The organism is Chloroflexaceae bacterium (assembly GCA_025057155.1).
Classification (GTDB): domain Bacteria; phylum Chloroflexota; class Chloroflexia; order Chloroflexales; family Chloroflexaceae; genus JACAEO01.
In genome coordinates, this window is record JANWYD010000035.1 from 1 (window position 1) to 14,313 (window position 14,313).

The 14,313-nt window shown below is 66.1% G+C and carries 13 protein-coding genes and 1 pseudogene; 9 read left to right on the forward strand and 5 right to left on the reverse strand.

Annotation, left to right across the window (positions count from 1 at the left end):
* Window positions 1–208: 208 nt before the first annotated feature.
* Window positions 209–511: a Uma2 family endonuclease gene (locus tag NZU74_19905; GenBank protein MCS6883599.1), complete on the reverse strand. Its 303-nt coding sequence runs from the start codon at window positions 509–511 to the stop codon at window positions 209–211.
* Between the two features lie 367 nt (window positions 512–878).
* Here NZU74_19905 and csx2 point away from each other — a divergent pair, with 367 nt between their 5' ends.
* From csx2 to csx15, 3 genes are all read left to right on the forward strand, one after another.
* Window positions 879–2,096, forward strand: a complete 1,218-nt coding sequence (gene csx2, locus NZU74_19910; protein ID MCS6883600.1) for a TIGR02221 family CRISPR-associated protein — start codon at window positions 879–881, stop codon at window positions 2,094–2,096.
* 283 nt (window positions 2,097–2,379) lie between these two features.
* Complete coding sequence (locus NZU74_19915) at window positions 2,380–3,105, forward strand: hypothetical protein (GenBank protein ID MCS6883601.1); 726 nt, start codon at window positions 2,380–2,382, stop codon at window positions 3,103–3,105.
* Between the two features lie 17 nt (window positions 3,106–3,122).
* Window positions 3,123–3,506 carry a CRISPR-associated protein Csx15 gene (gene csx15, locus NZU74_19920; GenBank protein MCS6883602.1) on the forward strand — a complete coding sequence of 128 codons (384 nt, stop codon included), beginning with the start codon at window positions 3,123–3,125 and terminating at the stop codon, window positions 3,504–3,506.
* 187 nt (window positions 3,507–3,693) lie between these two features.
* Here csx15 and NZU74_19925 read toward each other — a convergent pair whose 3' ends face one another.
* The 3 genes from NZU74_19925 to NZU74_19935 form a co-directional block, all read right to left on the reverse strand.
* Window positions 3,694–4,287: a Uma2 family endonuclease gene (locus NZU74_19925; GenBank protein ID MCS6883603.1), complete on the reverse strand. Its 594-nt coding sequence runs from the start codon at window positions 4,285–4,287 to the stop codon at window positions 3,694–3,696.
* 108 nt (window positions 4,288–4,395) lie between these two features.
* Entirely contained in the window at window positions 4,396–7,269 is a 2,874-nt protein-coding gene (locus NZU74_19930; protein ID MCS6883604.1) for a serine/threonine protein kinase, read from the reverse strand.
* Window positions 7,270–7,307: 38 nt separating this feature from the next.
* Window positions 7,308–7,946, reverse strand: coding sequence for an FHA domain-containing protein (locus NZU74_19935; protein ID MCS6883605.1), 639 nt, complete (start codon window positions 7,944–7,946; stop codon window positions 7,308–7,310).
* A gap of 496 nt (window positions 7,947–8,442) precedes the next feature.
* On the opposite strand from NZU74_19935, the gene NZU74_19940 reads away from it, so the two are divergent.
* The 3 genes and pseudogenes from NZU74_19940 (at window position 8,443) to NZU74_19950 (ending at window position 9,913) form a co-directional block, all read left to right on the forward strand.
* Complete coding sequence (locus NZU74_19940) at window positions 8,443–8,628, forward strand: hypothetical protein (GenBank protein ID MCS6883606.1); 186 nt, start codon at window positions 8,443–8,445, stop codon at window positions 8,626–8,628.
* The gene (locus NZU74_19945) at window positions 8,613–9,071 is read left to right on the forward strand and encodes a ribonuclease HI family protein (GenBank protein ID MCS6883607.1); all 459 of its coding nucleotides are present in this window, start codon (window positions 8,613–8,615) and stop codon (window positions 9,069–9,071) included. The genes NZU74_19940 and NZU74_19945 overlap by 16 nt, the downstream gene beginning before the upstream one ends.
* Window positions 9,072–9,373: 302 nt before the next feature.
* Window positions 9,374–9,913 (forward strand): annotated as a pseudogene (locus tag NZU74_19950) (SPFH domain-containing protein).
* Window positions 9,914–10,689: 776 nt separating this feature from the next.
* Here the strand turns inward: NZU74_19950 and NZU74_19955 are convergent.
* A complete protein-coding gene (locus NZU74_19955) occupies window positions 10,690–11,076 on the reverse strand; it encodes a four helix bundle protein (GenBank protein ID MCS6883608.1) in 387 nt (128 codons plus the stop codon).
* A gap of 132 nt (window positions 11,077–11,208) precedes the next feature.
* On the opposite strand from NZU74_19955, the gene NZU74_19960 reads away from it, so the two are divergent.
* The 3 genes from NZU74_19960 to cas2 all read left to right on the forward strand — a co-directional run bounded on the left by NZU74_19960 (window position 11,209) and on the right by cas2 (window position 14,093).
* Window positions 11,209–12,552 carry a reverse transcriptase/maturase family protein gene (locus NZU74_19960; protein MCS6883609.1) on the forward strand — a complete coding sequence of 448 codons (1,344 nt, stop codon included), beginning with the start codon at window positions 11,209–11,211 and terminating at the stop codon, window positions 12,550–12,552.
* A 166-nt stretch (window positions 12,553–12,718) separates the two neighbouring features.
* On the forward strand, window positions 12,719–13,717 hold the full coding sequence (cas1, locus tag NZU74_19965; GenBank protein MCS6883610.1) for a CRISPR-associated endonuclease Cas1: 999 nt from the start codon (window positions 12,719–12,721) through the stop codon (window positions 13,715–13,717).
* Window positions 13,718–13,817: 100 nt separating this feature from the next.
* Window positions 13,818–14,093, forward strand: coding sequence for a CRISPR-associated endonuclease Cas2 (gene cas2 / locus NZU74_19970; GenBank protein MCS6883611.1), 276 nt, complete (start codon window positions 13,818–13,820; stop codon window positions 14,091–14,093).
* Window positions 14,094–14,313: the final 220 nt, after the last annotated feature.

The window sequence follows — 14,313 nt, forward strand, 5'->3', positions numbered from 1 at the left end:
TCCTCCACCGGGGGGCGGCGGGGCGGGGGGGCAGAAAGGCCGGGAAACTTCCTTTACAGACTACTGAGCACTCTGTGAACGAAGGTTTTCGGCAACTCCGCCTCCTCTCCGCCCCTCCCCCGCTGGGGGAGGGGATCCGGCTCCTCCCCCCAACGGGGGGAGGTTGGGAGGGGGGCGGAAAGGCCAGGAAACTTAGTTCACAGACTACTTACGGCGTCTCATCGGGGGCGCCGGCGAAGAAGGCGGCGATAGGTGCTTTGAAGGGCAGCGTCGGGGAGATAAGCTCGCCGTCGGGGGCGACGCGGGTCTCCTGGCGGTAGTCGCCGGCGGCGGGGTCGGGCGCGCTGAGGACCAGTACATCGCGCTCCACCGGGCGAACGATCCAGTACTCAGGCAGGCCGGCCCGCGCATAGGCGCCCCGCTTCACCACTAGATCCTGGGCCGGGTTGCTCGGCGAGAGCACCTCGACGATCAACGCCGGAACGCCGTGAACGCGCCGGTCGTGGACGATGCCCAGGTCCTTGTCGGCTCTACCCGAATAGCCGCCCGGTCGCCATGTTCCAGCCGGGGAATGATTATCGAGGGAATAACCGCCTGCCCGCGGTAGACGTGTTCGGCGCGGTAGAGGCTGCCGGCCAGGGTGAGCAGTTCTACGACGCGGTGGCCGGCCCGGCGATGGGGAGAATATCGGTGGTCATAGGTATGTCCGGGTGGTGGCGGTTCCGGTGGTTCCTTGATAACCTGCTACTGATTCCGAGCTATTCTGACTGGTCGCGGCCGTTGGGCTGAAGCGCTGCGCAGCCAATGCTCCGGTCTTACCGCGCCAGTGCGATGACTAAAGCGATTGTAGCACGCCCGGCCAGAGGGAGAAACTGCTGATGACGACCCTGATCTCGTTCCTGGGCGCGACCGACTACCGTGATACGATCTACGTCTATGATTCGCGCAAGAGCCATGCCACGCGCTATATGGCCGATGCGGCCATAGCCTTGTTTGACCCCCCGCCCCGTCGCTTGCTCGTTGTGGTGACCGAGGAAGCCCGAACGAAACATTTAGAAGCATTGATCGAGAAGCTGCGCGGGGTGATTGAACCTGAACCGGTCCTGATCCCATCAGGTCAATCGGAACGTGAACAATGGGAGATCTTTGAACAGATCGCTGCAAGGATCAACAAGAATGAAGAGTTGATCTTCGATATTACCAACGGCTTTCGCTCCATTCCTGTGCTGGCATTGCTTATCGCCGCCTATGTGCGGGTGGCGCGCCAGGCCACGGTACGCCATTTAATCTATGGCGCCTTCGATGCGCGTAATGCACAGAATGAGTCCCCGGTGTTTGATCTGACGCCGCTCGCGGCGCTACTCGACTGGACCACCGCGACGGACGCTTTTCTCAAGTACGGCCGCGCCGATGCGCTCCGTGATCTGGTTCAACAACGGGCGCATGAGCTTTCCACATCGAATCAACTGGCTCAATTGTTGCATCAATTGACCGCCGCCCTCCAGGCGTCGCGCCCGGCGGAAGTGATGCGAACCGCTTCGGCGCTGCCAGAGGCTCTCGCCGCCTTTGGCAACCCGGAGGGCGCGGACGCCGCGGCCCGTCCGTTGGGGTTGCTGCTCGGCACGATCGAGCAGGAGTACGGGCAAATGGCCCTCGCGCAACCGCACGCGCCCGACCTGGCCCGTGAGGTGATCGTCAAACAGCTCGAAATGATTGAGTGGTATGTGGCGAAGGGACTGTATGTTCAGGCGTTTACCCTCACCCGCGAGTGGCTCGTCTCGGTGGTGCTGGTCACTGCCGATGGCGGCCCCTACGACCTTTATAGTGAAAATGACCGGCAACTGGCCGAGGCCGCGGTCAATGGCCGTAATCGCACGCCAGGACATGCAGCGCTCCCGGTGCCGGCGCCTATCCTGAGCGCCGGTCAGCAGCCTGCCATACGCGATTTGTGGGGGAAATGTCGAGCCCTTCGCAACGATCTGGCCCACGCCGGGATGCGCCGAAATGCGGAGCGGGCCGAGCAGGTCGCGGAACGCGTCCGTGAAGTTTGCTCCAGGCTACGGCCAACATTGAAAGAGTTGGGATTTGAGGTTTAGATGTGATCTGGCCAGGCGCCCATCAGGCAGGGGGATGGGGAAACTTCTCAGGTGGAGGGTTTTTCGAGCGAGAAGGGGTTTTCGGCATTCCAATGGGTTTGCGATCCTCACCCCCCTGCCCCCCCTCTCCACCGTAGGTGGAGAGGGGGAGTTGGGCGTGTGCCGATGCCCCGGATGGCGAATGTGACGCGAGGATGTGCCGGAAAACCCTCCACCTGAGAAGATGGGGAAACCTGGTTTCCCCATCCCTCTCCAACTGCCTCTGTTTACTTCAGAAAACTCAATGAACCAGTCCTCTCTGAACGACCTGTTGCGCCTGTTTCTGGAGACCCGCGTGCCCGTACTGTTTCTGATCGGCTCGCTGGCCCTGGCGATTCTCGGCAACGCCGTCTATGAGTTATTGACCGCTGTGTTCGGGGCCACGCCGCAGTTTCTTATCGCGCTGATTGCCGGCGCGGTGATGATCTTTGCCTTTGTGGTGGTCGTGTTCCAGCGTTTGCTACGGGGGTTCAAGCGCCGGGGGAGGACGACAGTCGAGCCGGATCGGCAGGCGCCGCCGCATCCCGGCCTGATTCTGCCGGTAAGCCCCAACCCTCAGGCAGCCGATGCGGACATTATCGCCTGGCACCAGCGCGATGCGACCCTGCGCCATTGCTGGTTGCTGGCATCGCCATCGGTTGCCGGCAGCGAACGGTTTCGCGACCTGAAACAGACGTTACTGGAACGCAACGTGACGCCCCACGTTGTGTTGCTCGACGATGTGCTCCGTGCCGACCAGGTCTACGCGAAGGTGCGCGACGCGATCAACCAGGCCGTGCCGGTAGGCGATGCCTGGCCGCTGATTGCCGACATTACCGGTGGCACCAAGGTGATGACCGCAGGAATTTTGTTGGCCTGCCTCGACGCGGGCGTGCCTGTGCAGTACTGGGTTACTCCCCGTGATCGGCGGGGCAATCCGCTACCCTCAGAGGAGAGTTGTCCGATGCAGGTTGTGGTCCGTACCCCATGATGAGGAGCCTGACAGGTATGCCGGTTCTTGTGCTGAATTACTCGCATCCGCTCACCGAAGCTCAGTTGGCCACTGTTGCCGGGATCGTTGGCGAGGCGCCGGAGGTGCGCGACCTGGCTGCTCACATTGACCGCGCTCGCCCGCTGGCCGAGGTGTCCCGCGAGCTGGCCGATGCTGCCGGTCTCACCTCCCAGCAGTGGCAGACTCTTCCGCTGGCGCTTAACCCGCCGGCGCTGGCGCCGGTGGCGCTGGCGCTGATTGCCGAGATCCACGGGCGGATTGGACATTTTCCCGCCATCCTGAACGTTCGGCCCATCGAGGGGAGCGTGCCGACGCGCTACGAGGTGGCTGAGGTGGTGAACCTGCAGGCCCTGCGCGACGCGGCGCGAACGCGAAGGTAGACAGGGGATGCCAGCGCCGCAACAGCATTTCGTGTACGTGTTCACACTTCTCCTGGGAGCGAGGGCATCTTGCCCTCGAATCCTGACGAGGGCGGGACGCCCTCGCTCCCAGATCTGCGGGGTTGCCCCAACTCCGAACACGTACTATTTCGTCTCGGCGGCGGCCGCAGGGACCGCGGCATCGATCCTACCCGAATAGCCGCCCGGTCGCCACGTTCCAGCCGGGGATGATGGTGGAGGGGATGACCGCCTGCCCGCGGTAGACGTGCTCGGCGCGGTAGAGGCTGCCGGCCAGGGTGAGCAGTTCCACGACGCGGTGGCCGGGGTCGGCGATCCAGTACTCGCGCACCCCCGCGGCGGCGTAGAGGTCGCGCTTCTCGCGCCGGTCGTAGCTGGCCGTGGCGGGGGAGACCACCTCCACCACCAGGTCAGGCGGGCCGACGATGCGCTGCGTGGTGATCGTCGCCGCCCCGCCGTGCAGGATGACGATGAGGTCGGGCTGCACGATGGTGGCGGGGCCGAGTTGCACGTCAATCGGCGCCGCGAAGACCCGCCCGTGGCCGGCAAGCTGGACGTGCTGCATCAGATGGTAGAAGATCAGGCCGCTGGCGTTCTGGTGATCAGGGGTGGGCGCGGGGGCCATGCGGAGGTCTCCATTGATCAGTTCGTAACGCTGGCCGTCGTCGGGGAGTTGCTCGTAGTCGGCGACCGTCCAGCGCCCGCCGGGGGGCGGGGGCAGGTGGGTGGCCGGCCCGGCGATGGGGAGAATATCGGTGATCATAGGCGTGTCCTGATGGGTGAAAGCCTGCGGGTCGCTCGTTCCATTATATGCGCCTGCGCGGCGAAGCCGCGGAACGGCGGGAGCAGGTGCTGAGATGTATCGCCTCCCTTACGGCGCCCGCACGCCGAGCACCACCCGCGCGCCGGGCAGCACCCAGCCGCCCTCCGGCGGTTCGGAGCTGACCACCTGGTTGGCCTTGTAGCGGTCGAAGACCTCGGGGATGCGCTCGCGGTCCTGCAGGTCCACGATAATGTTCTCGCGGGGGATGCCGCGCTGCGCCAGATCCTCGATCACGTTCTCGACCTTCTCGCCCCGAATGTTCCACGAAACCTGGATGGCCCCCGGCGCCGGCGGATCGGGGGGCGTGTCCTCCACCACCCAGGCCAGCACCCAGCCCTCGTAGCCGATCAGGTTGGGGTCGAAGTTTTCCTTCACCCGCACGCGGTACCAGCCGGGATAGCTGGTCGTGTCGAGGATCTCGAGCAGGTCGCCGTTGCGCAGGTAGCTGCCGCGCGATGACTCGTCGGGCCGCAGGCAGAGCAGCCCGAACGGGCCAGGGATGTCCTGCCCCTGGAAGCGGTAGCTGGGCAGGGGCCGGATGGCGGCCAGGTGGCGGTAGTCGTACTTGATGCCGAGGATGCGGCTCTCGCGCAGGTAATCCTGGAGCCGCAGGGTCACGCCAGCGGGCAGCCCGTTGAGCAGCAGGTCGTACTGGCCGCTGCGAAAGCCGTCGGGCAGCCGGTTGAGGCGCAGGTCGAGCCGGCCCGGTTCGGCGCGCTGGACGATCAGCCCGATGGCGGGGCGGTTGTCGCTGGCCGGGGCGGGTTGCAGGGTGACGGTGCGGATGCCGGTTAACCGTTCGCCGATCAGGACGAATTGCAGCGGCAACCGGCCCACAAAGACGAAGTCGCGGTCGCCCTGATCGGGGATCTCGAAGCGCGACACAACGAAGGGCGGCGGGGTTGCGGTAGGCGTCTCGACTGGCTCGGGGGGCGTCGCGGTGGAAACGCTGCTGGCGGGCGTGGGCGTGCCAAGGGTGGGGGTGGGGGCGGGAACGGTGGGGGGGGCTGGCTCCTCCGGGGTCGGGTTGGGAATGGCTACCGGGCCTTCGGTGACCGCTGCGGGCAGGGTGGCGGCGACGCTCGCTGTGGCGGCGGTCGGCGCTGGTGAGGGCGATCCGGCGGAAAGGCGGGTAAGGTTCGCAATGGCCAGCCCCAGGCCGACGGCCAGCACCACCGTCAGCCCGGCCCAGACCGTGCGCGCCGGGGTGAAGGAGCGCACGGGCAGGCGCACCCGCCGCAGGTCTTCGAGCATGGCCCGGGCGTTCGGGTAGCGATCAGCCGGATTGGGCATCAGCGCCTTGAGCACGATGCGCTCCAGGTTAGGCGGAACCGGGGTGGCCGCCGGCAGCAGAATGGGCTTGCTCTCGTCGGGGGCGCGATCGGGCGGGGGCTCGCCAACCAGCAAGTTGTAGAGCACCGCGCCAGCGGCGTACACATCGGCGGCGGGGGTGATGGGCGCGCCGGGCCGGCGCTGTTCGGGCGCGGAGAAATGCCGCGTGTAACCCCGCACGACCAGGCGATTGTGGCGCCGGGAGATGCCGAAGTCGAGCAGGTAGAGTTCGCCGCTGAGGTGATGGACGCGCAGATTCTCGGGCTTCACGTCACAGTGAACGATCTCGCGGCCGTGGAGGTAGGTCAGGGCCTCGAGGAGCTGGCGCATCCAGCGGAGGGCCGTAGGCAGATCCGGGGGACCCTGGCGGAGATAGCTCGCCACATCGCGCCCGCGGATGTACTCCATCGAAATGCAGAGCTGCCCGTCGAAAAAGAACGCATCGTAGACCTTTGGCAGCCGTTCGTGGCTGAGCTGGCGCAGCAACTCGCGCTCTTCGAGCAGGGCGTCCTGCTTGCTATCGTCGGCGGTCTTGCTGGCCTTGATCACCACCTCCTGACCGCGCTCGACATCGAAGGCGCGGTAGGTGGTGCCAAAGCCCCCCCGGGCGCTGAGCAATTCGCGAATCTGATAGCGTTCCTTGATCGTCTGTCCGATGGGCAGCATCGCCGTCCCGCCCCGGGGCAGCGGGTCATCCGCAGATGCATCCGCGGCGGCTGGCTGGGTTGGCGCCAGGAACGTGGTGGACATGGAGGCGGTGACCGGCTGTTGTGCGGGGGGCCAGGCATAGCCAAGGCGCCGCAACTCATCGAGCATGGCCTGCGCGTCGGGGAAGCGGTCGGCCGGATCGTAGCTCATCGCCTTGAGCACCACGTGTTCGAGTTCGATGGGGATGGACTGGCTCTCCTCGCTGGGGAGCCGCACGGTGCGGTCGTTGTGATCGTCGCGGAACGGCGGCTCGTAGCCGGTCAGGAGCAGGTACAGGGTGGCGCCAACGGAGTAGACATCGCTGGCCGGGGTAGGGTCGGCATCGGGGTCGTACTGTTCGGGAGGAGAGAAGCGCGGCGAGTGGGCGCGGATGGCCGTTTGCGCAAGGGACTGGGACAGGCCGAAATCAAGCAGAAAGATCTCCCCTGTCTCCATATGTACGCGCAGGTTCGAGGGCTTGACATCGCGATGGACGATCCCCCGCTCGTGGAGGTAGGCCAGGGCCTCGAGGGTCTGGCTGATCCAGCGCAGGGCGGTGGGCCGGTCGGGAGGATCGGCGCGCCGATCGGGGCCGCGAGGTACAACGTAGCTCGACACGTCGCGACCGGGGATGTACTGCATCGCGACGCAGAGCTGTCCCTGGTGAAAGAACCCGTCGTACACCCTGGGCAGCCGGGGGTGCTCCAGGCTCTTGAGCAACTGGAGTTCTCGCAGCAGGGCGTTCTGCTCGATATCGCCCGCCGTTTTACTGACCTTGATCACCACCTCGCGCCGCTCGACGGCATCAGTGGCCAGATAGGTGGCGCCAAAACCGCCCTGTTCGCTGATCGCGCGGCGAATGGTGTAGCGTTGGTTAAGCGTTACGCCTGGCTGAATGGTCATGCGTCGTACAGGAGTTCGGCATTGTTGGAAACCGGATATTACTCCTCAAGATTGAGCACATAGCCCAGGCCCCGGCGGTTGACAATCAGATTCCCGGCGCCCTGAGGGTCGGCGGCGCGCAGGCGCCTGCGCACCTCGGCAAGCTGCTGATCCAGCGCCGCAGCCTCGTCGCCGGGACGGTAGGCGTCGCCCCAGATGGCCCGCGCGCAACTGTCGCGCGAGCACACCTCCCCGGCGTGCTCGTAGAGGAAACGCAGCAGGCGCACCTGCATCGGGGTGAGAGCAACTGCCTGATCGCCGATCAGAAAGCGCATCTGGCGATCATCGTAGCGCAGGCGGCTCGCAGCGGCTTCCGTGGCTTCGGGATCATCGAAGCGCAGGATGGGCCGGGCGCTGCCCAGGCCGATCTCATCGTCGTGGCGCAACAGGTGCGGGGCGCTCAGGCGTCGCCCGTTGATGAACGTGCCATTGACGCTGCCGGCATCCACCAGCAGGAAGTGCATCCCGTTGCGCTCGATCCGGGCATGCAGGCGCGAGACCAGGGGGTGCTGTACGACCAGGTCGCAGCCGGGCGCCCGCCCCAGCGAGCAAGCGTCTCCCGTCAATGCATAGCTGTGTGTGATCACAATCTCAGAATCGAGCGCCAGGAGCCTGGCGCAGGGCATGGCATCGCTCATGCCGCACCTGTTGCTGACCGCGATAGACCGGATAAGCGTGCCTCAAGCATAGCATGCAAAACGCACTTATGCCAGAGAAAAAATATTCATCCACATTCACCATGGACCTGCCGGCGGGTAGGGCTGCGACTTCCCGGGAATCCTCGCGTGACCTGAGTTGGAGAGGGGTGGGGAAACCTGGTTTCCCCGCTTCTCAGGTGTAGAGTTTTTCGAGCGAGCAGCGGTTTTCGGCATTCCGATGCGCTTACGATGCCTCAACCCCCCTGCCCCCCTCTCCCGCTCAGGGAGAGGGGGGAGTTGGGCGTCCCAATGATCCGGATGGCGCATGCGACGCGAGCATGCGCCGGAAAACCCTATCCCTGAGAAGGTTTCCCCACCCCCTTGCCCTCCCAGCAATGAGCAAACGCAACGTCTTTCCTTAGCCAGCGGCTATAGCTCCTTCTCCGCCTGTACCAGTATGCTTGCGACAAGGCAAGCAACGGGAAGGAGGAGGACCATGGCCTGCTGTTTCTGGAGCGGAGCGATCGTCCTGGCGCTGCTCGGGGTAAGCGCGCTGACGCTCGACCCGCGCCGCGTTCGCCTGTCGCGTCTTTCGCCGCTGCGGCTGTTGCGGGGCTGTTTTGCCGCGCTGCTGCTGCTGATTGCCATGCTCCTGGGGAGCCTGGCATGGGTGCTGCGATGAACCACGCTTTGCTTCTGGTGCAGGTGGATGGCACGCCCGGTTCCCCGCCGCGGGGCGTCGCGGGCATTGGCGTGGTCGTGCGCGGCCCCCGCGGCAATCTGATCTGTACGCGCTGCCTGCAGGCGCCGGCCGCCACGAACCACGAGGCCGAGTACCAGGCGGTGATAGCCGGTCTCCATCTCATGCTGACCCGCTATCCGGGAGTGGCGGTGCGCTGCATGAGCGACAGCCAGGTGGTAGTTAACCAGCTCTGCGGTCGCGCCGCGGTGCGTGCGGAGGGCGTGCGGCGGCTGTTCGAGCAGGCCCGGGCGCTGTGCGCGCGCCTGAGCGCGCTGGAACTGATTGCCATTCCCCGCGAGTTGAACCGTGTCGCCGACGCCCTGGCATGGGAGGCCCTTGGCGGTCGCCGGGCGATCGTGGGCTTTTGTCGCCAGCGGGTGTAGGGGTGTGGAGGTGTGGAGGTGTAGAAGTGTGGAGGTGTTTTTCGATCCTTTAATTGAGTAATTAACTTGTAAAAAATCAACTCTACAACTCTACAACTCCACAACTCTACAGTGCTAAAGAAAGGAACAGACCCATGACCAACCAGATTGTCACCGAAACCTGCGCTGCGGTGGAAGAGGCGCTCGTTGAAGGGCTGGCGGTTGCCAGAGGCGAGGTGAGCGCCGAGGGGATGGGGCGCGATCTGCCGCTGCCCCGCTTCGTGACGGGCCTGGCGACGTTGCCGCAGGCGCTCCCGCGGCAGATGTTTGGTCTGGCCACCCAGCTCGTGGTGCCGCCGGGCGCCTGGGCTGTGGTCTATCTGCCCGGCGGCGAACCGGCGGTGTATGGGCCGGGCAGCTACTGGTTATGGGGCCAGCCCGGCACGGTGCTGGTGCAGTGGGTGGACGCGCGTCGCCGGCAGGCGCCGGTGGGGCCGGTCGAGGGCTTTAGCGCCGACAAGTGGCGCGTGCGCCTGTGGCTGGCAGTGGATGTGGCGGTGAGCGACCCGCGGCTGATTGCCGCCCATCGTCAACCGCTCGACGCCCTGGCGACGGCGGCGCGAACCGCAGCCCTGGCCTACATCGAGCGTCATAGCCACGCGGCGCTCACTGGCTACGAGGGCGACCAGGGCGGCATGGACGGGCCGGCCCTGGCGATCCTCGAACGGCTGCGCGCCGACCCGGCCCTGGCCGGGCTGGAGATCATCAGCGTGCAGGTGGTTGAGCGCCAGGGCGACGAACGGCAGATCGAGGCCGCCACGGCGGCCACGGTCGCCGCGGCGCGGATTGACGAGGCGCTGCGGGTGGAAGCGGCCGAGCATCGCGCCACGCTGCAGCGGCTGGAGGCGCGCTCGGCGATCGAGGAGCGTGAGCATAGCCTGCGGCTGGCGGCCACGGCCGCCACGGCCCGCGAGCGCCTGCTGGCCCAGCAGGCCGAGGTGCAACAGGCGGCCCTGGCCGCGCGGCTGGAGATCGTTCTCGCCCAGATCCGAGCCCAGACCGCCGAGATTGCTCGCGAGGAGCAGCTCTGGCAGGCCGAACAGGCCCGGCTCCAGGGTGAATGGGAGCGGGTGCAGCGCCAGTTGCTCGAGGCCCACCAGACCGACCAGCACGTGCGGGTGCTGGAGGCGCAGCAGGGCCTCGTCCGCGCCGAAGGCGACGTGGTCCTCGCGGCCCAGGCGCGCCAGAACGAGCATGCCCTGGCCCTGGCCGCCATCCAGCAGCAGATCGCCGAACAGCGCGCCCGCCAGGCCGAAATCGCCGCCGAGCGCCGCGCCCAGCACGATCAGGCCCTGCTCGAACTGCACCTGCGCCACGAGGCCCTGATGGCCGAGCAGATGCAGAAGCTGGAGGCCTGGCGCGCCCAGCAGGGCCTCGGCGCCTCGCGCGTGGTGGGGGTGCTGGGGCTGGAGGTGGCGGAGTGACCTGTTCTGGGCTGTGGAGGTGTGGAGGTGTGGAGGTGTGGAGGTGTGGAGGTGTGGAGGTGTGGAGGTGTGGAGGTGGTTTCGGATCCTTTAATAGATCCATAAAATTAAAAAACATTATCTCCACATCTCTACAACTCCACACCTCTACACAATCACGGATTGGGCAGCAGCCATTCATCCACGCGGAGAACCATATTCGCGATCGTGCGAGCGACGTCGGCATAACCCTGATGCAGCAGGTTCGTGTCTTCGCTGGACAGATAGCCACAGTGATTTGCAAAGGACAGCCAGGTCTGCGTTTCGGCCAGTTCGCCTTCAACATCGGTCAACTTGCTCAAAAACGCCGCCCGGTACCGCCGCTTGCGCCACGCTTCGGCCAGGTTGGCGCATACGGAACGGGACGAGCGCCGTAGCTGGTCGGTCAGACTGTACCGTTCTTGTTGGGGAAACTGCTTGCTGACTTCAAACAGGCGCATCGCGAGATCAAAGGCGCGCTGATAGACAAGCAAGTCCTCATGGGTTACAGCTTTTCGTGACATTAGCAGCCTCCTGGCAAGACAGGAAAGGACAGAACCTCTACACCTCATACCGTAGAACCAGCCAGAAGGGTACGCTCCACAGCTCTACACCTCCACATCTCCACACCTCCACAAGAATTAAGGAGTCTTCCCATGCCAATCTTCCCCAGATACGCCGGTTCCGCCCTGCTCGACCAGGTGGTGAGCGTCGAGAACCTGACCCTGGCCTGGCGGCGGGTGCGCGGCAACATCCAGGTGGCCCGGCGCGGACGGAGCGCCGGGGTGGACGCAGTGACCCTGCGGGATTTTGAAGCCGACTGGGCGACGCAGATGCGCGCCCTGGCCGAGGAGCTGCGCAGCGGGGTTTATCGCCCGCTGCCGGCTCGCCGGGTGACCATTCCCAAGGCCAGCGGGGGGGAGCGGGCCATCGCCATCCTCGCCATCCGCGACCGGGTGGCGCAGCGGGCGGTGCAGCAGGTGTTGCAGCCCCTCTTCGAGCCGCTGTTTCTCGATTGCTCCTACGGCTGCCGCCTGTACGTCGGCGTGCCCGAGGCGGTGGCCCGCGTCGCGCGCTACGCCGACCAGGGGCTGGGCTGGGCAGTGGATGCCGACATTGCCAATTACTTCGACACGATTGACCACCGTATTCTGCTGGGGCTGCTCCGCCAGCGGATTGACGAGCCGGCGGTGCTGCGGCTGATCGGCCAGTGGTTGCAGGCGGGCGCGCTGCATAGCGCCGAAGACGCGCCGTTGGCCCCCGAGCCGGTTGGCCTGGCGCGCCTGGTTCGCCGCGGCGGCGCGCTGATCCGCGAAGCCATGGCGGAAGCCCCGCCGGCGCCGCCTGAAGACGATCTCTACGCCGCGGCGGCCTGGGAACGACCCGATGGGGCGGCGCAGCGCCAGGGGCTGGATCTGCGCGGCCTCGTCGCCGCGGCGAGCCTGGTGCAGCCGGCGCTCGAAGGGGCGCGCCGGTTGGCCCCCCATCTCCAGCGCATCGGGCGGGAGCGCCTGCTGATCGGCGGCGCGCTGGCGGCGGGGGCCGTGGCCGCGGGCGAAGTGGCCCTGCGCATACGCGCCGCCTCCAGCGCCCGCGGAGCGCCGCAGGGCGGGGCGCTCTCGCCATTGCTCGCCAACATCTACCTGCATCCCTTCGACCTGGCGATGACCAGCCACGGGATGCGCCTGGTGCGCTTTATGGACGACCTGGTGATCATGTGCGCCTCGCGCGACGAGGCCGAACGGGCCCTGGAGTTGACTCGCCGGCAACTGGCAACCCTGCACTTGAGCCTCAATGACCATAAAACCCGCATCGCCGCCTACGCCGACGGTCTGGAGTTCCTCGGCCAGAGCCTGGCCCCGCGCCGCCGCGGCCCGCGTCTCGGCGAAGGGCTGACCAGCTTCGAGGAGGCCGAACGGGCCCTGCGCGACGTGTCGCAACGGGCCGGCGAGCGCATCCGCCGCGGCGCCGGACGGATGCGCCGGGGCTCGCGGGGGTAGGTTGTGGAGGTGTGGAGGTGTGGAGGTGTGGAGGTGTGGAGGTGTGGAGGTGTGGAGGTGTGTTCAGATCTTTACTTAGAGTAATAAACTTACAACTCTACAACTCTACACCTCTACACCTCTACACCTCCACATCTCCGCCTAACATCAAAAAGGAGTTCGTCCCATGGCGACCCTCTACGTTCAGGACCAGGGCGTAACGGTACGCAAACGCGACGAGCAGGTGCTGATCACCCGTGAGGGCAAGACCTTGCAGGAGATCCCCCTGAACAAGATCGATCAGGTCGTGTTGATGGGCCGGGGCGTGCAAATGTCCACCGCGCTGCTGGTGGAGTTGATCGGCCGGGGCATCCCGGTGATGCTGACCAACCAGCGCGGCAGCCGCCACTACGCCACGCTCACCTCCGGGCCATCGCGCTTTGGGGCGCTGCGCCTGGCCCAGATGCAGCGGGTGAACGAGCCGGTCTGGAACCTCGAACTGGCCCGCGCGGTGGTGCGCGCCAAGCTCAGCAACCAGCGCGCCGTGCTGGCCCGCGCCAACTGGCCCGCCGCTGCCTCGGCGCTGGGGCAGATTGACACAGCTCTTGCCGCCGTGGACACCGCGGTGGACATTGACGCCGTGCGCGGACACGAGGGCGCCGGCGCCGCGGCCTACTTTGGCGCCTGGCGGGTCAGGTTCCAGCAAAGCTGGGGTTTCCAGGGGCGCCAGTTTTACCCTCCGCCCGACCCGATCAACGCCATGCTCTCCTTCGGCTATACCCTGCTGCTGCACGACGCCCTCACCGCCGTGCAGTTCACAGGGCTGGACCCGTATCTGGGCGTGTTCCACGTCATCGAGGCGGGGCGGCCATCGCTGGCCCTTGACCTGATGGAGGAATTTCGCCCCCTGGCGGTGGACCGCATAGTGCTCGAACTCATTCAGACCGGCGCGCTGGGGCGCGACCAGTTCGAGCGCCCGGCCCAGCGGCCCGATGCGGTCTACCTCAACGCGACCGGGCGCGCGCTACTGGTCGCGCGCTACGAAGAGACCCTGCAGGCGCCCGCTCGGCTCCCCGGTGGCGAGCAGACGCCCCTGCGGCGGGTCATGCTGCTCCAGGCCCAGGCAGTGGCGCGCGTCGTGCGCGGTGAACAGGCGACGTATGCGGGGTACGTAATGCCATTTTAGATTTTGGATTTTGGATTTTGGATGGTCGGGCGACGGTGTGCCGTTCGTAGGCGGGGGCGTGGGGAAACCTGGTTTCCCCACCATCTCAAAGGAACATTGTATGTTCACCATCATCAGCTACGATATCGTGGACGACAAACGCCGCACGAAGGTCATGAAACTCCTCAAGGGCTACGGCTCGCGGGTGCAGTACAGCGTCTTCGAGTGCGACCTGAACCCCGCCGAGTTCGCCCGCCTGGGGCGGGAACTGCGCGACCTGATTGACCAGAACGTAGACAGCGTGCGCTGCTACCGCCTGGATCAGGAGGCCGTGCGGCGGATCGCGATCTACGGCATCGGCCGGCTGACGGCGGAGCCAGGGCACTACTGGGTTTAGAGCCTGGGTTCCGGCGTTCACCAGATGCTGGGGCGGGTGGTCCTCACCCTCCCCCTGGCCCCCTGGCCTCTCAGGGGTAGGGTTTTTCGAGCGCGAAGGGGTTTTCGGCATTCCAATGCGCTTGCGATCCTTACCCCCCCCGACCCCCTCTCCACCTATGGTGGAGAGGGGGAGTTGGGCGTCCCAATGCCCCAGATCGCGAATGTGACGCGAGGATGTG

What these genes read in the sequence shown, in the direction of transcription:
- NZU74_19935 (MCS6883605.1), bottom strand. Translation starts at nt 7,946, where the DNA reads ATGAGCGATGCCATGCCCTGCGCCAGGCTCCTGGCGCTCGATTCTGAG.
- NZU74_19915 (MCS6883601.1), top strand. Translation starts at nt 2,380, where the DNA reads ATGAACCAGTCCTCTCTGAACGACCTGTTGCGCCTGTTTCTGGAGACC.
- cas1 (MCS6883610.1), top strand. Translation starts at nt 12,719, where the DNA reads ATGGCGACCCTCTACGTTCAGGACCAGGGCGTAACGGTACGCAAACGC.
- NZU74_19925 (MCS6883603.1), bottom strand. Translation starts at nt 4,287, where the DNA reads ATGATCACCGATATTCTCCCCATCGCCGGGCCGGCCACCCACCTGCCC.
- NZU74_19945 (MCS6883607.1), top strand. Translation starts at nt 8,613, where the DNA reads ATGGGTGCTGCGATGAACCACGCTTTGCTTCTGGTGCAGGTGGATGGC.
- csx2 (MCS6883600.1), top strand. Translation starts at nt 879, where the DNA reads ATGACGACCCTGATCTCGTTCCTGGGCGCGACCGACTACCGTGATACG.
- NZU74_19955 (MCS6883608.1), bottom strand. Translation starts at nt 11,076, where the DNA reads ATGTCACGAAAAGCTGTAACCCATGAGGACTTGCTTGTCTATCAGCGC.
- csx15 (MCS6883602.1), top strand. Translation starts at nt 3,123, where the DNA reads ATGCCGGTTCTTGTGCTGAATTACTCGCATCCGCTCACCGAAGCTCAG.
- NZU74_19930 (MCS6883604.1), bottom strand. Translation starts at nt 7,269, where the DNA reads ATGACCATTCAGCCAGGCGTAACGCTTAACCAACGCTACACCATTCGC.
- NZU74_19940 (MCS6883606.1), top strand. Translation starts at nt 8,443, where the DNA reads ATGGCCTGCTGTTTCTGGAGCGGAGCGATCGTCCTGGCGCTGCTCGGG.
- NZU74_19960 (MCS6883609.1), top strand. Translation starts at nt 11,209, where the DNA reads ATGCCAATCTTCCCCAGATACGCCGGTTCCGCCCTGCTCGACCAGGTG.
- cas2 (MCS6883611.1), top strand. Translation starts at nt 13,818, where the DNA reads ATGTTCACCATCATCAGCTACGATATCGTGGACGACAAACGCCGCACG.